Here is a 20226-nt window from a genome sequence, read left to right as displayed (position 1 = left end):
GACAAGGACAGGGGGTTTCGGGGGCTGTACAGGTATGGCTTTTTCTGCAGCAGCCACTGCCGGAACGCGGGGCGCTTCTGCCTCCTGCATACGAGGGGGGGCAGAAGGCCTGAGATTGAGGTTGCGGGTCAGACGCAGGGGCAGACAGGTTGAAGCTTCGGATACAATAAATTCCAGCCGGTCTGCGCCCGGATCAAACTCCCCCGTAAAGGGCAGCATTCTCTGGCCTTCAGCCTTCCTGACCCACACCTGGGGCGAGAGGCTGACCTGATATGTCTCCGGATCAAAACGGCCGGACATGGCGTATTCCCCTTCGGCCATGCGGTCATTTCCGGCCAGGGGGAAAACAGAAACAATGGCCTGAAGCTCGCCCGAGGCAAAGACAGACAGGTTCATGGACAGGCCCAGAGGTCCCTGGCCGCAGTCAAACGTACCGGCCCACTGGCCCGCCACAACCCGGGCAGGGACAGCTGTCCCGTGAACCACAGGCGCCGTATTCGCAGGAATGACCGCGCCCCCCCTGGAGCGGGCTGCAGGAGCAGCAACGTTTTTTTCTTCCGGTGTCAGGGTCCCATCTTTCATCCACCGCCGGGCCATCTCGGCGGACATGACGGGCGAGCCGGGCAGCTTGCTGGCATCCCCGATAACCACCAGGGGCGGTTCTGCCTTTCCGCCGTCAGGCTGTGATTTGGTCTGGACCAGCTTTGCCGGGGGTGTAAGCGGAGCCTGCGCTACAGGCGTGACGGGGACAGCAGGGGGAATATCTGACTGGGGAGATTTCGAGACAAGCTCTGACCCGTCTTCCGTCAGGGCAGAGGCCTGTCCGACTGTGGGAAGTCTGACAATTGTGGGCGGTTTTTCCTTTGCCGGGACGGGATCTTTCACGACCACCCGGCTTTTTTTCGGAGAAGTCTGCTTTCCCTTTTTTTCTGCAGGAGCCGGTTCGGGTTCAGCCTTTGCGGGTTTCTCTTCTTTTTTCTCTTCCACCGCGACCGCCTCTTCCTTCTTTTCCGGTGCAGGCTCTTCAGCAGCGGGAGGGGCGGCCTCCGGCGTTTCTGGCGGAGCAGTATCCAGGCTCAGGGTAACGTTGTCGCCTGCCTGTTCTGCGGATGGTGTATTATCCGCTTCAGGAGCAGGAGGAGCCGCATCGGCCATAACAGTCTTTTCAGGTTCTTCTTTTTTTTCATCGACTTTTGCAGGCGGGGCTTCAGTTTTTTCTTTACCGTCCTTCTCTTCCGGAACCTCGGCCTTCTTCACCGGGGGCGCCTTTTCATCTGCCTTCCGGCCTGCGCACAGGACCAGAAGGATTTCCTCGTCCATGGCTTTCCATAACAGGGTCAGGGATATTCCATGCCTGTCGCCCAGAAGGACCGTCTCGTCCCCGGCCACAAGCTTGCTGTCAACCTTGCGGACTTCAAAACCCTTACCCCGCAGGCGGTCAATGATCTCATGGAAAGGGAGGTCCGGATCCGCGGGATTCCCGTCAGCGGCCTTCCATATATAGCTTTCCAGGGCCGAACACCGGCGGTCCTGTTCCTTGTTGATCAGGCGCAGGAGCGTGGCCTGGGTGCGGTTGGAGGGCAGGCTGACTGCACCGTCCGGCAGGGTAATTCCAGTGATTTCCGATGTCACAGGCTTTTCCGGGCCGGCCCAGGCAGGGACGGTCACCAGAAAAAAAGCAAGACACGCACACACCAGACGCAACATCAGGTCTTCCGGATCCTGTAATGCACAGCGAATCCCCGTTTACCAGATTCTCTGGCTGTCCGGGGCTGTTTTTTATCCGGTTTTTTCCTTTGCACAATGGCATTCTTTGCTATCAATGGATGCTGTTTTTCCAGCGGGAGAGAACCTATGACCATACAGGATGCGACCGGAACAGAACAGCGGTGGGATCTGTCTGATCTGTATACGGGCATGAATGCACCGGAGCTGGCCGCTGATCTGAAGCGCCTTGAGGACGAGGCCCGGACATTCAACAGGGATTTCGCGGGGAAGGTGGGCCAGCTGGACGGCAAGGCTCTGGCCGCGGCCATCCGCCGGTACGAGGAGATCGACGAGGGCCTGTCGCGCATCATGAGCTTTGCGTACCTTCTCCATGCCGGCGACGTGGCCGACCAGGCCATCGGGCAGTTTTACCAGTCCATGCAGGAGAAAGTGACAACCCTTTCCACACCGCTGATCTTTTTCACGCTGGAGATCAACAGGATGGAGGAGGCGGACCTGCAGCAGAAGCTGAAGGCTCCGGAACTGGCCCGGTACAGTCCCTGGCTGCGGGATGTGCGCATTTTCCGTCCCCACCAGCTGTCGGACGAGGTGGAGCGCCTGCTGCACGAAAAGCAGGTGGCGGGACAGTCTGCCTGGATGCGCCTGTACGACGAGACGCTGACATCGCTGCGCTTTCCCATTGACGGAAAAGAACTGACCGAGGCCGAGGCCCTGAACCTGCTGTCGAACCCGGACCGTGCCGTGCGCCGGAAGGCGGCAGAGGCGATCGGAAAGGTTTTCACGGCAAACATGCGCCTGTTCACGCGGATCACCAATACCCTGGCCAAGGACAAGGAGATCGAGGACACCTGGCGGCGCTATTCCACGCCTGCTGCGTCCCGGCACCTCGCCAACCGTCTGGAAGGGGAAGTGGTGGAGGCCCTGGTGTCTTCTGTCCGTGCTGCATTTCCGTCCCTGTCCCACCGGTACTATGCCATGAAGGCGCGGTGGATGGGTGGCGGGCAGCTGGATTACTGGGACCGCAACGCCCCGCTGCCGGACGCGGATGAGCGGACTATCCCGTGGACCGGGGCCCGGGATATCGTCCTGTCAGCCTATGCACGCTTCTCACCGGACATGGCGGCTGTGGGAAAGCGCTTTTTTGACAATGCCTGGATTGATGTAGGTGTACGTCCTGGCAAATGGGCCGGCGCCTTTGCGCACCCCACTGTTCCCTCGGTCCACCCTTATCTTCTGGTGAACTATCAGGGAAAGATCCGCGATGTGATGACCCTGGCGCACGAACTGGGCCACGGCGTCCACCAGGTACTGGCGGCAAAGCAGGGGCACCTGATGGCCGACACGCCCCTGACCCTGGCGGAAACAGCCTCGGTCTTCGGGGAAATGCTGACGTTCCGTTCCCTGCTGGACGGCATGAAAGAACCCAAGCGGCGCAAGGCCTTTCTGGCCTCCAAGGTCGAGGACATGCTCAATACCGTGGTGCGCCAGATCGCGTTTCACGGCTTCGAGACCCGCGTCCATACGGAAAGGCGGGAAGGGGAGCTGTCCACGGACCGCCTGTGCCAGATCTGGATGGACATCCAGACAGAAAGCCTGGGACCGGCCCTGCGGTTTGACGAGGGATACAGGGTGTACTGGACGTACATCCACCATTTCATCCATTCTCCGTTCTATGTGTACGCCTATGCCTTTGGCGACTGTCTGGTGAATTCCCTGTATTCAGCCTATGAGGAAGAGGCCGCGGCGGGGCGGGGCGAGGACTTTGCCCGGCGCTATATGGACATGCTGGCCGCGGGCGGAACAAAGAGGCATAAAGAACTGCTGGCCCCCTTCGGGCTCGATGCCAGCGATCCCGGGTTCTGGGACAGGGGGCTGAACGTTATCCGCCGCTATATCGACGAGCTGGAGGCATTGGACCAGGCATGACCATTGTTTCAGTCAAAGAACTTACAAAGCGTTTTGAGCGCAAAAAGGAAGAACCGTTCACCGCTGTGGACAGGATCTCGTTCTCCATCAATGCGGGGGAGCGGGTGGCCTTCATCGGCCCCAACGGCGCCGGGAAATCAACCACCCTGAAGATGCTGACGGGTCTTCTTTATCCCACAGATGGCCATGCGGAAGTGGCTGGCTACATCCCCTGGAAACAGCGGAAGAAACTGGCGTACGAGATTGGCATCGTGTTCGGCCAGCGGTCACAGCTGTGGTACCATCTGCCCGTCCGGGACTCCTTTGACCTGCTGTCGAAAATCTACGACATTCCGGCGGCCGTATACCGGGAACGTCTGGCCCATGTGATTGAAGTTCTGCAGATCGGCGCGCTGGTGGACCAGCCGGTCAAAAGCCTGTCACTGGGCCAGCGCATGCGGTGCGAGATCGCGGCCAGTCTGCTGCACAGACCCAAAGTCCTGTTCCTGGACGAACCCACTATCGGACTGGATGTCACTGCCAAGGCCCTGCTGCGCGAACACCTGCAGGATCTGGCGCGGACCGAAAACACGACTATCATGCTGACCAGTCATGATACGGGGGATATCGAGGCTATCTGCGACCGGGTCATCCTGATCAACCACGGGCGCATCCTGCTGGACAAGCCCATTGCGGCACTGAAAGCTGACTTCCTGTCACAGAAGATCATTACCCTGGTGACCGACGACGAACAGCCCGACATTGCACTGGAGGGCGCTGTGGTAGTGGCCCGCGACCGGCACCAGATCACCCTGTCGGTTAACCAGACGCAGCATGCCGTGGACAAAATCGTGGCCGAGGCCCTGAAAACCCTGAAGGTGCGCGACCTGTCCATCGAGAATGCCCCGCTGGAGAGTATCATCCGCGACCTGTACGGGGAGAAGGTGTAGAAATACACCCTAGTTGCGAAGATCTCCGTGACGGGGTGGTTCGGAATCAATTCCTGCAGGACGCTCCAGCCCCTTCATGAACGGCGCGAAGTCCGGATAGCCGTTCATATTCTCAAAAAATTCCCTGTATTCCTGTGAATCAACGCCATATTTTTCCTTTACAGCGCCGCAACAGGCTGAAACTGAATCACGCAGATGTATTCCCCACGGACTCTCTGGCGTATCCAGTGTGGCCAGAGCGTTCAGATTTTCTGAAATATTTTCTGTGGCGCTGATGACAGCCACGACATCATCAAATGTCTTCGCAGTAATAACCGCCAAGGTAGAGGTCGCCCTTCCGATGAGGGAAGACAGAAAAGTTGTCAGTTCCTGTTTCAGATCATTCCTGTCCTGAATTCGCCGGGCAGTGTGAGCCAGGCGATGTCCATGCCTGCCATCAGGATTGTCAAAAAATCCTGCAAAAATATCTTCCATGTAATTCCGGAAGGCTTGTGGTCCAATACAGAAATCCTTTTGCCCTGAATTTTCGAGAATTGTGAACTGTTCCGCCAGAAACAGGGAAGCCTGGGGGTGATGTCCATCCAGGAGATCTACAAGGGCATTGGCAACCACCAGGTTCATGGTGGTGGACCAACCGCTCAACCAGCTTGCGAAAGGTTTGAAAAATTTTGGCTCTATATGGGCAAGGGCAATACAGACAACCGCCTCCAGACAGAATATGTCGGTATCTGTGGCTGGCCCACGGGAAGGATTGCCAGACACTCCGAGAACTTTTACCCGTATATGATCCGGTACGTGTTTCTTTTCCGGATCCTGAAAGCAGTCTATCAGGAAGCGGCCAGTAAAACCCCAGAACATACTGGCATTTTGCAAACGGGGACGTAACCCTGACTTGCGCAGTTCGTCCATGGATCGAAAACCGGCCAGTTCCAGATCAACAGCCAGCAGCTGTCTGTAGAGATCCCAGAAATCCCTGTCACGTCCATGTTCCAGAAGGTTATCGGCATAGATGGTTAGTTCCTGCACCTGAAGCGGGCAAATTTCATTCAGTGTGCCCCCGGCCTGGTGCCTGGCGAATTTCTTCAGGGCCTGATCCGCCTGTTCAGCCGTCATTTTTGCTCTCTGTATCCGGGCAAAGCGCATGCTGTCGTCCCTTTTTCCGCAAAATCATGATATGAAAGACTTATAATTCCAAACTATGAAAGTATTTATACCCCATGTCCTCCGTTCTTCCCGCCATAATACACAGTTTCCGCCTCGGTTGGCGCGGGGCGTGGGAGGACAGGGGCGCTGTCCTGGGCGGGTTCATCACCTATGCCATCCTGCTGGTTCTGTGGGCCGGCGTGTGGTTTGCCGTGCCTGATATGACCCTGAACGCCATGGGGCTGACCCATACCCGGCTGGTGTGGTACGTGGGCATGACCGAACTGCTGGTTTTTGTCGCCCCTGCCTTTCTGTACAGGGATATCGAGGAAGACATCAGATCCGGCCAGATCATTTCTGCCCTGACGCGGCCTGTGGGGTACGAGGTCCTGAAAATATCCGCCTGGGTGGGCCATTGTGTGGTTACGTTCCTGCTTCTGGGGCCGCTGGCTTTTGTCCTGCTGTACATCCTGACCGGACACAACGGTTTTTCCACCCTTCACCAGGCGGCCTTTCCGGTTCTGTTTGCCGGCGGCGTCATCCTGCTCCTGCTGCTGCATGGCATCAGTGGTTTCTGTGCTGCGTGGCTGCCCTCGGCCCGCCTGCTGCGCATGGTAATTTTCAAGCTCATGTTCGTGTTCGGCGGCTTGGTCCTGCCTCTGTCCCAATATCCTGACTGGCTGCAGACCATTGCCTGGATGACACCATTTCCGGCCCTGATGTACGGTCCGGGCAGCCTGATGCTGGACAGCGCAGCTGTTGATATCACCCGGGTTCTGGGACTCCAGGCTTTCTGGATTCTGGTCCTGGGAAGCCTGCTTCTGGCCATCCGCCATCTCCTGGAGCGCAAGATCATGCGCACGGGAGGGGTGTGATGTTTGCCCGTCATGCCTGGATCCTGGCGCTTGTGCGCACGGCCCTGAAAGCCGCTCTGGCCCGTCCGTGGGCATCGGCCCTGGGAGCACTTCTCATGGCTATGAACAACCTGACCTTTTTCATGGTCTGGTGGGTGCTTATGGCCGCGGTGGGCCATATCAAAGGGTGGCAATTGCCCGAGATAGCAGTCCTGTCAGGCTTTGGATCCATGTCTTTCGGCCTGGCCTTTCTGCTGGCGGGAGGAGCGCTGGATATCTCCCGTACCCTGCGTGACGGAGGCCTTGATGTGCACCTGGCCCATCCGAAATCGCCCCTGGTGTGCCTGGTCCTTCGCCATGCTGATCCTGAGTGCGTGGGGGATATCGCCTCGGGCATCATCGTTCTTTCTGTTTTCGGCGGCGTGACTGTGGGGCAGGGGCTGGGGATAGCCGGCCTGGCCCTGCTGGCCGCGTGTGTGTGGCTGTCGATCACCATTATTATCCACAGTCTGGCCTTCTGGCTGAAGGGCCAGAGAACCACCCAGCAGGTTTTTGATTCCTTTGTAGTCAGCTCGACCTTTCCGGTCCATGCCATGCCCCTGTGGATCAAGACCGTCCTGCTGACTGTTTTTCCGGTCGGATTCATCAGTCTTGTGCCCGTGGATATCATCCGCAACTTTGCCGGGTGGAAGCTGGCCGTCATGGTAATGGCCACGGCTGTTCTCGCTTTTCTGGCCGTGTATATTTTTCACCGGGGCCTGCGGCGCTATACTTCCGGCAGCCAGATGACAGAAGTGAGATGAGATATGACCCGTCCTGATCCCCGGAAACTGACAGGGTTTGCAGTGGCGTCTGTTATGGCTTTTGCCGCAGTTGTCAACCACGGCATGACGGGAAGTCTTATAGCCATTCCTTTTGTGGCTTTTCTTGTGTGGGCAGCACTCCGGTGGGGCAGGGGATGGATTGTTGCAACAGCCTGTATCTTCGGTGTCCTCGCCCCCCTGTACATTGCAAAACTGCATTATCCTGTGCTGTACTATCCGGTGATCGGCCAGAAGATCCATCTGACCGAAGACGTGTGCGCCTCGGACTACGGTGTCTGGATGGTGGCCCCCTGGCGTCGGCCTTCTGACCCTCCTTCTGCAAGGCCGGACTGCGGATCCATGGAAACTCTTCCCACAGGGACTTCTTTTGTCATTACCAGGGTAGAGCGTCCCGGTCCTTTCATGACAAGCTATATCCTGTGGGCCCATGCGGAAGGCCTGCGTCCGGCCGACGCCTGGATCAATGTACCGGAAGAAGATCCTGTCAATTTCGTGGCCCAGGCTGCTTTTGATGATGGCCGCCCTGTCACCGAAGAGGCCGTCCGGGAAAGGGCTTTTTTCCGTTATCCAGTCTGGCTGGTCTGGTTTGCCATTCCCGCTGCAGGACTTCTTCTGATCCTGTTTGTGCTCTCCCGAAAATGAAATACCTTTCCTGGTCCCCTGACTTCCGGAAACTGACAGGGTTCATGGTTGCGGCCGTCCTGGCCCTGGCCGCAGTTATCAATCACGGCGTGACAGACAGTTTTGTGGCCGCTCCCTTTCTGGCATTCCTTGTCTGGGCTGTATTCCGGTGGGGAAGGGTGTGGACTGTTGCGACAGCCTGTGTCTTCGGTGTTCTTGCCCCCCTGTACGCTGCAAAACTGTATTATCCGGCGCTGTACTATCCGGTTATCGGCCAGAAGATCCATCTGACCGAGGATGTGTGCGCCACCGATTACGGTGTTCTGATCTTTGCGAAGTTCAAGGGCGATCCAGAAAATCCTGCCTGCATTCCATCTGCGCCTGAATACGATCCCGGAGCCGTCAGGATCCCGGCCGGAACAGTCTTCCGGATTACTGAAGTTGGCCGGAAAGGGTTTCTGCTGATGACCTATACCCTGCGTGCGCAGGCGGTCCGGGGGGATTTTAAAGACATCTATGCCATTGCCGAACGGGACTATGTTTTCTCGGACAAGATTCCTGTCCTGGCGTTTGAGAACGGGCATGTCCTGACTGAAGCCGATGTCACAGAGAGGCCTGTCTTTTTCTGGCTGTCCCATCTGCTGATCCTGACCGTGCCGGCCCTGGCACTGCTTCTGGTCCTTTTTGTCCTGGCGAAAAAATGAAATTCCTTCCATCGTTTCTCCACAGTTTCACAATGGGTTGGCTGGGCGCCTGGCAGCAGAAAACAGCCCTGGTCAGCCTGGTGGTGTCGTACCTGATCGGCAAGGGACTGTGGGTCAGCGTCTGGACCATGGTGCCTGATGTTACCCTGGCCCGTCTGGGTCTGGGGTACGACCAGATCATCTGGTACGCCGTCCTGACCGGTTGCGTGAACTATCCGCTGGTCCGGGCCTACCGGGTTATCGAGGAGGACATCCACACCGGGGCCTTGGGATCCTTCCTGTCCCGGCCCGTGGGACATGTGACCCTGCGCCTGGGTGAAGCGGTGGGGGGAGCGTTGTTGCGCGCTGCTGTCCTGGCTCCCTTTGCCGTTCTGTTCAGTGTCCTGGTTACAGGAACATGGCTCCTGTCCGGATGGGCGATACCGGCTTGGATCCTGTCAGTGGCGCTGGGCATCGTGCTCTGGACCCTGTTGCACATGCTGATCGGTTTCAGCGCTTCCTGGATGCGCTCTGCCCGGCCTGTTTTCATGCTGGTCGGAAAAGGAGTCCTGGTTCTGGGAGGAGTCATCATGCCGATCAGCCTTTATCCGGGATGGGTCCAGACCCTGGCCTGGAGCACACCGTTCCCCGCCATGCTGTACATCCCGGCCCACTGGACCCTTGAGACTGTCAGCCTTTCCTCTGCCCTGACCGGTCTTTCTGTCCAGCTGTTCTGGATCGTTCTGACAGGAACTGCACTTGCCCTGGCCAGTTGCATGGCAGAACAGCGTTTTATCCGCAGGGGAGGGGCCTGATGCGCCACACTCTGCGGTACCTGGCCTTTCTTGTGCGGACCAACCTGCGGACAGCGGGGGCCGACAGGTGGAGCCTGTTCTGGTCCTTTCTGTTCATGACCGTCAACAACCTGGCCTGGTTCATGATCTGGGTCCTGCTGTTTGGCGCAGTTGGATCAGTCCGGGGATGGGGACTGGCCGATGTGGCTCACATGGCCGGGATTGTGACTTTTGCGTATGGCCTGGCGCTGGTCCTGTTCGGTGGAGCCTGGCGCATGGACCGCCTGATCCTGGACGGTACGCTGGATATTTACCTGACCCAGCCCAAACCGGTTCTGCCTGGCGTGATGCTGAGCCAGCCGGATATGGAATCCCTCGGTGACATGATCGCAGGCGCCGTTATCCTGGTCCTGTTCGGACAGGCCGGGTGGCAGGAAGCAGGACTGGCCCTTCTTCTGGGGATCCTGTCAGCCTTCATCATCCTGGGCATTACGATCATGCTGAACAGCGTTGTGTTCTGGACCCAGGACCGCTCCGGCATCATGGAGCAGATCCTGGACACATTCGTGCAGATCTCCACCACGCCCATCCAGGGCCTTCCCCTGGCCATCAAGGTTTTCCTGTTCACAGTCCTGCCTGTGGGATTTATCGCCTTCCTGCCCGCCGATATCCTGCGGGAGTTTTCCTGGTGGAAACTGGGTGTTCTGGCCGCGGCGGCGGTCATGTCCTGTACCCTGGCGGCATGGATTTTCCACCGCGGCCTGCGCAGATACACGTCCGGCAGCCGGATAGTGGACATGCGATAGTCCGCAATTTCCTGATTATTTTCAGAAACAGGGCCTACAAGGGGAACAGACAGTACCCCTTGAAACAGCAGATGTTCTTCTATGGACACGCCCCCTGACACACAGTCTCCCTTTCATATCCGCAACTTCTGGAAAAGTTTCAGGGATGGTGTCGCTTCGTGTCGGGCCGTTCTGGACGGAACATGGAATTATCTGGAGAGTTTGCCCAAATGGCCACGGCGCTGGAACGCAGCAGCTGTGGGGCTTGTGATTGGTGTTGCCTGCAAAATGGCCTGGACGTTCAATCACATTCCTGCATTGCTGGCGGTGGCCGTAAACTTGGTCTTCATGCAGCTGAAGAAAAATGACCAGAAGACGGCCCTTGCCCCGGTCCGGGCACTGTTCTGGCACAGAGTTTTATCACAGGATCAGTTCCATCAATTGTTGTTATTGCTGCCTCAGCTGTCCGTTCAGTTGTGGCCGGCTGTCTGACACAGGATGGAAAACTGGACCTGGCCAGAAAGGTCGTTAGCGCAGGATATGGCACCCTGCTTTGCGGACTTCAGGGAATGGTTCGTTTCTATAACCCCCTCCACGAAATCAGATCCCTGCACGAAATTGTCTGGATCACACTTGCCTCTCTGCTGGCCACAGGGGCTGATTTTGTAAAGTCTTCCCATACCCGTTATGCCCGCGTTCTGCGCCTTCTGACCGGGCTGATTGGCACACCAGCCTTTATTCATGCCGGCAACTGGGGCGGTGCCATCGTTGACGCCACAACAGTAGGAACCATGCTCAAGGCCATTGGAGAGAATGATTTTCCTGTTCAGGACAGGAATGAAAAGCCTTTATCCAGGGGACAAAGAGTCAAGGCGTACCTGGGTCAACTGTTCATGGCTCAGACTGCACATGGAGAGTCCTGCAAACACAGGGAAGGACGCTGGAGGCGGATTGTCTGTGTCCTGAAACATGGGGCCGCCCCGGACAGCGCTGTTCCCGGAATACCGCAGGCCGTTGCTTCTGTCCCTGTGGCTATTCAGCTTGCGACAGCCTGTCCGCATGGATCTGTACAGGGTATTTCACAGCCAGCGCCGCCCTGAACTGTTCCACAAGCTCTGAAGCCATGGCGGATTCCGTATCCGGGCGCAGTCCCCTGATGTCCGCATCTGCAGGGGCTTTGCCCGGCAGCCTGACTTCTCCCGCACGGACAAGGATGGCCCGGCCTCCCTCAATGGCTGACGTGACAGCCCCTGTCTCCAGACGGAAAAGATCCACAACGAGGGAAGGGGGGATGGTGGTATTTCCGGGCAGTTTTCCCTGGCGGCCGAGAGGGGCCATGGTTTCATGCCTTGCACCGGCAGCCCGGGCAATGGCCTGACCGCTCTCTCCCGACTTCCAGCGGCGGATCATGTCAGACACCATATCTGCTGCTCTCCTTTTCTGCTGGTCCAGAGTCCAGTCTTTGGCCAGGGAATCGCGGATCGCCTCAAACGGCCTGGGCAGGGAAGGGGTGATAGACGTCACGGCAACAATCCACCCTGTATTATCCTTGTCCTGGACCAGATCACTGGCCTGGCCCTGATCCAGGGAAAAGGCTGTTTCCAGGATCTTTTCCCGGCCACGCAGGGACTGGACCGGTGCGCCAGCAGAAGAAAGGCCCTGCTGGTCCGTGGCCTGGATTGTCACGGGCTGCAGGCCCTGGCTTCTGGCATATTCCCCTACATCATCGCCGGCGGCCACAGTATCCTGCAGCTGTACGGTCAGGGCATGGATCCCGTCCTGGATCTGCGATGTGCGGGTTTCCTCCATCAGTTTCTGCCTTGCTTCCTCAAAGGGGACAGTCCCGCCGGGATGGATTTTCACAACTTTCAGAACATGCCACCCCAGAACACTTTCCAGGGGCCCGGTCATTTCGCCTTCCTTCAGGGAAAACAGGCTGTCCGCAATCTCTGCAGGAAGCTGGTCCTGCGTTACAGCCGGCATGGCTGTAACGTTTACTCCGGTTTCGCCTGCAGCCTTTTCCAGATTACCGGTCATGGCGCGGGCATGGATGATTTCAGCCTTCTGCCGGTCTGTCACCAGGATCTGCTGCACATCCCGGCGTTCCGGAACCTGGAATTCAGCCTTGCGCTCCTGCCAGATCCGGTTCAGTTCGTCATCCGTTATCTGTATCTTCCGTTCCATATCGGCGGGAGACAGCGGAACAAGCACCAGAGATCTGTATTCGGGAGCCGCATAGCGATCCGCATGGGCCTCCATATAAGTCTTCAGGGTTTCATCTGTCGGAGCTTCCGGTACAGCAATACTGGACAGGGGCAGGGTGATAACCTCGAGGCCGCGCACGGCCTGCTGTCCACGCCAGACGTCTTCTATATGGCTGTCGGGAACGGAATCCACACTGGCCGGAACAGCACCCAGAAGAATGGCGCCGGACACCTGCTGGCGGACAGCAGAGGCAAAACCGGCTTCCGTCAGGCCACTGGACTGGAGAACAGACAGGAAGCGCTGCCTGTCGAATTTACCTTCGGCATTCCTGAAAACCGGTTCTGATGCAATCCAGCGGGCAATAACAGAGTCATCCACCAGAATTCCGGTATCCCGGGCGGCCAGATCCATCAGGATCTGGTTTGTCATACGCTCCAGCGTCTTGCGGTCAAGTCCCATGGCCCGGGCTTTTTCTGCATCAATCCGGCCGCCGGTCACCTGCTGCAGACGGGAAACATCCTGGCGGAAGGCCGCATCGAATGCAGCGCGGTCAATCCGGACGTCATCAACTGTAGCAACAACCCGGTCACTGGTTGCCTGGCTGCGGAAAATGTCGCCAATACCCCAGAAGCCAAAACTGGCCAGAAGAACCACGAACAGGATCCTGAACGCCCATGAGGATGCAAACCCGCGCAGCTTCTGCATCATGTGGAAAAACTCCTGTTGCGCATGAGAGACGGCACTGACAGGCATGGGTAATCCCATCCGGTTCCACAGGCAAGCTGTTTGTATCAGGTATGATCAGGGCTGGCCGGGTCGGGAGCGGTCTGTCATTGACCGATCCTGACCCCATAGAGTCAGTTGCATAATTTATATTATGGAAAATATCATATGGACTGATTTCAGCCCAGAGCCGGACCCTTGATCGGAGAAAAATAGTAAAGCGGACAATCAGGAGAACAATCCGGGCACCTCTTCTGCCTCTTCCTCTGTCTGATTATACGAAGGATTTCAGCAATATCAGGCACAGGTATTCCGGGTGGCTTTTTCGGCAGTTCTTCAGGCTTGCGCTCAGGTGACGAAGGCGGAGTTTCCCAACCCCAGCTTGGTTTACCTGGCACGTCCACAGGCCTGGTACACCGTCTGGTATATCCGAAGGACCTTGAGGATTTGGGATTTTACCGGTTGGCACGGGTGAACGACGGGCCGGTGTTTCACCAATCGGTGGAGGCCCGCCTGACGGCACTTTACCCGGAACCGGTGTGCGTATCTGTTTTTCCGGCACAACAAGGTTCATCTCTTGGCCAACATTCATACTCTGGCCAACAAAACCTGATGAAATAACCTGAATTCCCATGACAGAATCTCTTGTGTATTAAGAATACCAGGCGTTTCTATCCGCTGAATTACTTTCAGGCAATCTGAATCAGCCCTGTTGACGGCCGGCACCGCGACCCGCATGGTAGATTAAGCGTTTCAGACCTGAAGGACTTCTGCCCATGCCCCTGAAAGCCGCCGTTGCTGACCATTCCAGCCCCCTGCCCGCTGTTGCCCACAACCAGATGGCCAATGCGATTCGGGCGCTGGCCATGGATGCGGTAGAGGCCGCCAAGTCGGGCCATCCCGGCATGCCCATGGGAATGGCCGATGTAGCCACGGTGCTGTTCACCCAGTTCCTGAACTTTGATCCGTCAGCGCCCACCTGGGTCGACCGGGACCGCTTTGTCCTGTCCGCCGGGCACGGATCGATGTTGCTGTACGCCCTGCTGTATCTGACCGGTTACCAGGGCATGCCGCTGGAGCAGCTGAAGCACTTCCGCCAGCTGCATAGCAAAACCCCCGGCCATCCGGAAGTTCTCCACAGCGCCGGGATCGAGACCACCACCGGGCCGCTGGGCCAGGGCATTTCCAACGCCGTGGGGATGGCGCTGGCTGAGCGCATGCTCAATGCCCGCTTTGGCAACGCGCTGGTGGATCACTTCACTTACGTCATCGCCAGCGACGGCGACCTGATGGAGGGCATCAGCCACGAGGCGTGCTCGCTGGCCGGGCACCTGGGCCTCAACCGGCTGATCGTGCTCTGGGACGACAACGAGATTTCCATCGACGGCCCAACGCAATTATCTTTTACCGAAGATGTCCAGGCCCGCTTCCGCGCCTATGGCTGGAACGTGCAGGCTATCGACGGCCACAACCCGGCGCAGATCGCCGCGGCTCTGAAACAGGCCCAGCACAGTGACAAACCGACCCTGATCGCCTGCAAGACCACCATCGGCTTTGGCGCCCCCACCAAGGCGGGCACCAAGGACAGCCACGGCGCGCCGCTGGGTGCCGATGAAGTAAAAGGCGCGCGGGAAAAGCTGAACTGGCCCCATGCACCGTTTGTCATTCCTGACGATGTTCTGGCGGCATGGCGTCAGGCAGGTCAACGCGGGCATAAAAAACATCTCTCGTGGGCGCAGCATCTGGCCGAGGCCACTCCCGAAGTGCGCGGTGCTTTTGCCCATGCCATGTCGGGTCATGCCTCGCCCGAGCTGAAAAAGATTGTCGCGGCGTTCAAGAAAAAAGTCGCCGACGAAAAACCCGCCGTAGCTACCCGCGTGGCATCGGGCAATGTGCTGGAGGTACTGACCGCAGCGATCCCCGAACTCATCGGCGGATCGGCAGATCTGACCCCCTCCAACAACACGCGCACCAAAGCCATGAAGGCCGTGAAGAAAGGCGACTACAGCGGCCATTACGTGCACTTTGGCGTGCGCGAACACGCCATGGCGGCGGCGATGAACGGTATGGCTTTGCATAGTGGAATTATCCCCTATGGCGGTACGTTCCTGACCTTCAGCGATTACTGTCGCCCCTCGATCCGCCTGGCGGCGCTGATGAAACAGCGTGTGGTGTTCGTGATGACCCACGACAGTATCGGCCTCGGCGAAGATGGCCCCACGCATCAGCCCGTCGAGCATGTGGCCGCCCTGCGCACCATTCCGGGCCTGCGGGTGTTCCGTCCCTGCGATTCCGTGGAGGTGGCCGAGTGCTGGGAGCTGGCCCTGTCCGGTGATCCGGCCCCTTCCCTGCTGGCCTTGACGCGGCAGAACCTGGCGCATCTGCGGACTGTGCATACCGATGAAAACCTCAGTGCTCGGGGGGCCTATGTACTGCGCGAGGCAGACGGCAAGCGTCAGGTGACGATCATGGCGACAGGGTCCGAGGTGGAAATCGCCGTGCAGGCCCGCGACCAGCTGCAGGCCAAGGGCATCGGCACGGCGGTGGTGTCCATGCCGAGCTGGGAACTGTTCGAGAAACAGGACGCGGCGTACAGGGCAAAGGTGCTGGGCAAAGGCATGAAACGCATCGCCATCGAGGCCGGCGTCCGCCAGGGCTGGGACCGCTGGCTGGGCGAGAATGGCGTATTCATCGGCATGCATTCCTTCGGCGAATCCGCCCCTTACAAGGACCTCTACAAACACTTCGGCTTAACGGCGGAAGCAGTGGTGAAAGCCACGCAGGAATGAAAACCACGGTCATCATCCCTGCCCGCTATAACTCGACCCGGTTTCCGGGAAAGCCGCTGCAGCCCATTCGCGGTGTTCCCATGCTGCAGCGGGTGTGGGCCATTGCGCGCAGTGTGCCGGAAATTTCGGATATCATTGTGGCCACCGACCATGATGCCATCGAAGAGTTCTGCCACCAGATCGGCGCGGCCTGTGTCCGCACCAGCCCGGACATCCGCAACGGAACCGAGCGCGTGGCTGTGGTTCTGGACCAGCTGTCGCACAGGCCGGATGTAGTCATCAATCTGCAGGGTGATGCGGTCCTGACACCGCCCTGGGTGATCCAGGCTGTCATTCCACCATTCGCCAGCAACCCATCCATCCGCATGGCCACACCTGCCACCCTGATGCAGCCGGAGGCCTACAAAACCCTGATCCAGGCCAAGCAGGCCGGTGAGGCTGGCGGCACCACCGTGGTGTTCGACCGGCACGGCAATGCCCTGTACTTTTCCAAAAGCCCGATCCCGTATGTGCGTGATGGGGCCGCGCCCCGCGTCTGGCGCCATATCGGCCTGTATGCGTACGCACCGCAGACCCTGAGCGACCTGCTGAAACTGGAACCAGGCCCGCTGGAGCAGCAGGAACAGCTGGAGCAGCTGCGGGCGCTGGAGAACGGCATCAAAATCCGGGTTGTGCCTGTGGACTATCAGGGACGCACCCACTGGGGCGTGGACAGCCCGCAGGACCTGGCCCGTGCCGAAGTGCTGATTGACCGGGAAGGCGAGCTTCTGCCTGTGTATAACGGATCGTACAGGAATTTGTAATGCTGATCCTCTCCCGCCACGGGAATACCTTTGAGGCAAACCAGACACCAGTCTGGGTCGGAGCGCGCACAGACCTGCCCCTGACCGCCGAGGGCATGGCGCAGGCCGACCGGGTGGCCCGGTGGATCCAGTCCTCGGATTTTCAGTTACAGAAAATCATCAGCGGCCCGCTGAAACGGACCCTGCAGCTTTCAGAGGTTGTGTCGAAGGCAACTTCCCTGCCCGTCACGGTGGACAACCGCCTGCGGGAGCTGGACTACGGCCTGTGGGAAGGCCTGTCCGGCGACCAGATCCGGGAAAAATTCGGCCCGGAAGAGCTGGAGGGGTGGGAAAAACTGGGAGCCTGGCCGAAAAATGCCGGCTGGCCTGATACCGAACAGATCGTACGAGACCGCCTGGCCGGCTTCCTGCAGGACATGCATGCCGCGTCCCGGAACCAAGATATTTTCGCCTGCACCAGCAACGGGATTCTGCGCCTGATGCGCTCCATGATTACCGGGCAACAGGGCACATGGGTGGAGACGCGCGTTCTGCCCGGCCGTGTGTGCCAGCTGGAGACCACAGACAAAAGCTGGACGATTACCCGCTGGAACGATGATCCGGCGACCCTTCTGTCAGCGGCTGCGGAGAAAACCTGATGCTGTTGTCCCTTGCGCCATATCTCTATCCGGCGGCCCTGGCCATTATGGTCATCGGGCTGGCCGCCCTGTTCTGGATCGACCTGAAGACAGGCTATCTGCCCGATATCCTTGTATTCCCGCTGGCTGTCCTGGGTCTGCTGATGGCAGTCGTGGGCCCCATCGGTCCCCTCACCCTCACCGACTGTCTGGCCGGAGCAGCTCTGGGAGCTGGCCTCATGGCCCTGTTCCGCACTGTAGCCACCCGGATCCTGCACCGCGAAGCCATGGGGCTGGGCGATGTGAAGTTCATGGGCATGGCCGGCCTGTGGGTCGGCTGGCAGGGCCTGAATGCCATTCTGGTCGGTGGCGTTGTGATGTCATTCCTGATCGGCCTTTTCCGCCATCTGGTGATGCACCGGTCACTGAAGGGCTTTGGCCGGGGCGTGGAAATTCCCCTGGGGCCGGGACTGTGTGTGGCTCTGCTGACTCTTGTGGTCCTGAACTGGTACGGGATCCAGATCGGGCCCGGCTTTGTGCCCATGGCCCCTTCCCTGTCCGTACCTGAATTCTCAGTCCTTTTCAAAAACCTCTGACCACGTCTGTTTCAGCGCCATATCAGCCTGATCCATGGACACAGACAGCCCCAAGGCCCGCAGCGATGTCACTCCATGCTGGCGAACCCCGCACGGAACAATCCCGTCAAAGTGTCCCAGATCAGGATCCACATTCAGCGCCACGCCATGGTATGTCACCCAGTGGCGGACCCGGACGCCAAGGGCGGCAATCTTGGCCTCCTCCCCCGCCCCACTCACCCAGATCCCGACCCTGCCCTCGCGCCGCTCTCCCTGAACGCCCAGAATACCCAGGGTCCGGATCAGCCACTCTTCCAGGCGGTACACATAGGCGCGCAGGTCAGGCTCTCCCCTGCTGCACTTCTTCAGGTCCAGCATGATATAGGCCACCCGCTGGCCCGGGCCGTGATATGTGTACTGCCCTCCCCTGCCCGTCTGGTAAACGGGAAAGCGGTTGCGGGACAGAAGGTCGCTGTCCTGCGCACTGGTGCCTGCCGTGTACAGGGGCGGATGCTGGAGCAGCCAGACCAGTTCTCCGGCTTTTCCTGCACTGATATCTGCTACCCGCTGCTCCATGACCTGCAGGGCAGCGGCATAATCCACCAGGCCGGATTCTGTCCGCCACTCAGGCATGAAGAGCTGCCTGGATCAGCGCGCGCGTATAGTCCTGCTGCGGCGCATCGAAAATCTGCTGCACTGGACCGTACTCTACGACCCGGCCGTCCTTCATGACCATGACTTCGGAGGCCATGGCGCGCACGACCCGCAGATCGTGGCTGATAAACAGATAGGCCAGATTGTGTCGGGCCTGAAGGTCCCGCAGAAGGTCGATGATCTGGGCCTGGATGCTGACATCCAGGGCGCTGGTGGGCTCGTCCAGTACCACCAGGCGGGGCTGGAGAACCAGGGCGCGGGCGATGGCGATGCGCTGACGCTGCCCGCCCGAGAACTCGTGGGGATAGCGGTGCTGCGCAGCGGGATCCAGGCCCACTTCCTGCAGGACCTGGACTACGCGTCCGTCCCGCTCTGCTTTGTCACCAATGCTGTGGATATCCAGCCCCTCACGGATGATCTGGCCCACGGACATACGCGGACTGAGACTGCCCCAGGGATCCTGGAACACCATCTGCATCTGGCGGCGCAGGGGGCGCAGTGTGCCGGAAGAAAGCCCCTGAAGACTGTCCTGCCCCAGCCGGATTTCCCCCCGGCTGGCAATCAGGCGCAGCAGGGCCAGGCCCAGTGTGGTCTTGCCCGACCCGCTTTCCCCCACCACGCCCAGGGTCTGTCCCTCGCGCACTGTCAGGGAAACACCGTCCACAGCCCTGACATGATCGACGGTCCGGCGCAGCAGGCCCTTGCGGACAGGAAAATACACTTTCAGGCTTTCCGCTTTCATGACTGCAGGGGCATCAGGACGCACCGGCGGGGACTGTCCCCCTGGCTGCGCCTGCAGCAGCTTTTTTGTATAGTCATGTTGTGGCCTGCTGAACAGGCCGGCTGTGGTCGCCTGCTCCACGATCCCGCCCTTCTGCATGACGCACACACGGTTCGCCATGTGGCGCACAATTCCCAGGTCATGGGTGATCAGCAGCAGGGCCATGCCAAAGCGCTTCTGCAGGTCCTTCAGCAGCGCCAGGATCTGGGCCTGGATGGTAACGTCCAGAGCCGTGGTCGGCTCGTCCGCAATCAGGATGTCCGGCTCGTCCGCCAGGGCCATGGCGATCATGACGCGCTGGCGCTGGCCGCCCGACAGCTCATGGGGATACGCATTCAGGCGCTTTTCAGGAGCCGGCAGACCAACCAGCTGGAGAAGTTCCAGTACGCGAGCGCGGGCCTGGGGTTTTGACAGCCCCTTGCGCAGGACCAGAACCTCGCTGATCTGCTTTTCGATAGTGTGCAGCGGGTTCAGGGACGTCATGGGCTCCTGGAACACCATGGCGATCCGGCTGCCCCGGATCTTTCGCATGACGCTGTCCCCTGCTCCCACCAGCTCCTGTCCCCGGAACCGGATGCTGCCTTGCGGGTGCCGGGCTGGCGGATATGGCAAAAGCTGCAGGATCGACAGCGCCGTGACCGATTTTCCCGAACCGCTCTCTCCCACCAGCGCCAGGGTTTCGCCCGGATCCAGGGTAAAGGATACATTCCGCACAACCTCGGCCGCGCCAAAGGCTACGGACAGGTTCCGGACATCCAGAAGCAGTGATTTGTCAGGGTTTTGAGTGGTCAT

19 protein-coding genes are annotated in these 20226 nt (G+C 59.1%); 14 read left to right on the top strand and 5 right to left on the bottom strand.

All coding sequences use genetic code 11. The features are described from left to right. On the bottom strand, positions 1 to 1707 hold a 1707-nt coding region (locus tag M3O22_00625; protein ID MDP9195272.1), incomplete at its 3' end, for a hypothetical protein. Between the two features lie 147 nt (positions 1708 to 1854). Between M3O22_00625 and M3O22_00620 the strand changes: the two genes are divergently transcribed. Both M3O22_00620 and M3O22_00615 read left to right on the top strand, forming a co-directional pair. After that, positions 1855 to 3654, top strand: a complete 1800-nt coding sequence (locus tag M3O22_00620) for a M3 family oligoendopeptidase (protein ID MDP9195271.1) — start codon at positions 1855 to 1857, stop codon at positions 3652 to 3654. Further along, positions 3651 to 4583, top strand: a complete 933-nt coding sequence (locus tag M3O22_00615) for an ATP-binding cassette domain-containing protein (GenBank protein MDP9195270.1) — start codon at positions 3651 to 3653, stop codon at positions 4581 to 4583. The genes M3O22_00620 and M3O22_00615 overlap by 4 nt, the downstream gene beginning before the upstream one ends. 9 nt (positions 4584 to 4592) lie before the next feature. Here M3O22_00615 and M3O22_00610 read toward each other — a convergent pair whose 3' ends face one another. Further along, entirely contained in the window at positions 4593 to 5696 is a 1104-nt protein-coding gene (locus M3O22_00610) for a hypothetical protein (GenBank protein ID MDP9195269.1), read from the bottom strand. A 104-nt stretch (positions 5697 to 5800) separates the two neighbouring features. Here M3O22_00610 and M3O22_00605 point away from each other — a divergent pair, with 104 nt between their 5' ends. The 8 genes from M3O22_00605 (at position 5801) to M3O22_00570 (ending at position 11387) form a co-directional block, all read left to right on the top strand. Next, positions 5801 to 6601, top strand: coding sequence for a hypothetical protein (locus tag M3O22_00605; protein MDP9195268.1), 801 nt, complete (start codon positions 5801 to 5803; stop codon positions 6599 to 6601). Next, positions 6601 to 7383, top strand: a complete 783-nt coding sequence (locus tag M3O22_00600; GenBank protein ID MDP9195267.1) for an ABC-2 family transporter protein — start codon at positions 6601 to 6603, stop codon at positions 7381 to 7383. The genes M3O22_00605 and M3O22_00600 overlap by 1 nt, the downstream gene beginning before the upstream one ends. 3 nt (positions 7384 to 7386) lie before the next feature. Continuing rightward, complete coding sequence (locus M3O22_00595; protein MDP9195266.1) at positions 7387 to 8046, top strand: hypothetical protein; 660 nt, start codon at positions 7387 to 7389, stop codon at positions 8044 to 8046. 44 nt (positions 8047 to 8090) lie between these two features. Continuing rightward, a complete protein-coding gene (locus M3O22_00590; protein ID MDP9195265.1) occupies positions 8091 to 8729 on the top strand; it encodes a hypothetical protein in 639 nt (212 codons plus the stop codon). Beyond that, the gene (locus M3O22_00585) at positions 8726 to 9523 is read left to right on the top strand and encodes a hypothetical protein (GenBank protein MDP9195264.1); all 798 of its coding nucleotides are present in this window, start codon (positions 8726 to 8728) and stop codon (positions 9521 to 9523) included. The genes M3O22_00590 and M3O22_00585 overlap by 4 nt, the downstream gene beginning before the upstream one ends. Next, positions 9523 to 10308, top strand: coding sequence for an ABC-2 family transporter protein (locus tag M3O22_00580; GenBank protein MDP9195263.1), 786 nt, complete (start codon positions 9523 to 9525; stop codon positions 10306 to 10308). The genes M3O22_00585 and M3O22_00580 overlap by 1 nt, the downstream gene beginning before the upstream one ends. A gap of 201 nt (positions 10309 to 10509) precedes the next feature. Further along, the gene (locus M3O22_00575; GenBank protein MDP9195262.1) at positions 10510 to 10779 is read left to right on the top strand and encodes a hypothetical protein; all 270 of its coding nucleotides are present in this window, start codon (positions 10510 to 10512) and stop codon (positions 10777 to 10779) included. Between the two features lie 77 nt (positions 10780 to 10856). Beyond that, complete coding sequence (locus tag M3O22_00570; protein ID MDP9195261.1) at positions 10857 to 11387, top strand: hypothetical protein; 531 nt, start codon at positions 10857 to 10859, stop codon at positions 11385 to 11387. Here the strand turns inward: M3O22_00570 and M3O22_00565 are convergent. Then, positions 11320 to 13200, bottom strand: coding sequence for a SurA N-terminal domain-containing protein (locus M3O22_00565; GenBank protein ID MDP9195260.1), 1881 nt, complete (start codon positions 13198 to 13200; stop codon positions 11320 to 11322). The genes M3O22_00570 and M3O22_00565 overlap by 68 nt on opposite strands. Before the next feature lie 854 nt (positions 13201 to 14054). On the opposite strand from M3O22_00565, the gene tkt reads away from it, so the two are divergent. The 4 genes from tkt to M3O22_00545 are packed head-to-tail and all read left to right on the top strand — an operon-like array spanning position 14055 to position 18020. Continuing rightward, a complete protein-coding gene (gene tkt, locus M3O22_00560) occupies positions 14055 to 16004 on the top strand; it encodes a transketolase (protein ID MDP9195259.1) in 1950 nt (649 codons plus the stop codon). Continuing rightward, positions 16001 to 16807 (top strand): 3-deoxy-manno-octulosonate cytidylyltransferase, encoded by an 807-nt coding sequence (gene kdsB / locus M3O22_00555; protein ID MDP9195258.1) that lies wholly within the window; start codon positions 16001 to 16003, stop codon positions 16805 to 16807. Before tkt ends, kdsB begins: the two co-directional genes overlap by 4 nt. Next, positions 16807 to 17445: a histidine phosphatase family protein gene (locus M3O22_00550; GenBank protein MDP9195257.1), complete on the top strand. Its 639-nt coding sequence runs from the start codon at positions 16807 to 16809 to the stop codon at positions 17443 to 17445. Before kdsB ends, M3O22_00550 begins: the two co-directional genes overlap by 1 nt. Then, positions 17445 to 18020 carry an A24 family peptidase gene (locus M3O22_00545; protein ID MDP9195256.1) on the top strand — a complete coding sequence of 192 codons (576 nt, stop codon included), beginning with the start codon at positions 17445 to 17447 and terminating at the stop codon, positions 18018 to 18020. Before M3O22_00550 ends, M3O22_00545 begins: the two co-directional genes overlap by 1 nt. On the opposite strand, the gene lipB is transcribed toward M3O22_00545, so the two are convergent. Continuing rightward, positions 17997 to 18632 (bottom strand): lipoyl(octanoyl) transferase LipB, encoded by a 636-nt coding sequence (lipB, locus tag M3O22_00540; protein MDP9195255.1) that lies wholly within the window; start codon positions 18630 to 18632, stop codon positions 17997 to 17999. The two genes, M3O22_00545 and lipB, sit on opposite strands and share 24 nt — an antisense overlap. Then, positions 18625 to 20226 (bottom strand): ABC transporter ATP-binding protein, encoded by a 1602-nt coding sequence (locus M3O22_00535; GenBank protein ID MDP9195254.1) that lies wholly within the window; start codon positions 20224 to 20226, stop codon positions 18625 to 18627. The genes lipB and M3O22_00535 overlap by 8 nt, the downstream gene beginning before the upstream one ends.

This window comes from Pseudomonadota bacterium, from assembly GCA_030775045.1.
Classification (GTDB): domain Bacteria; phylum Pseudomonadota; class Alphaproteobacteria; order JALYJY01; family JALYJY01; genus JALYJY01.
The sequence above is the reverse complement of the archived record's forward strand: the minus strand, read 5'-3'. Positions and strand labels throughout refer to the sequence as shown.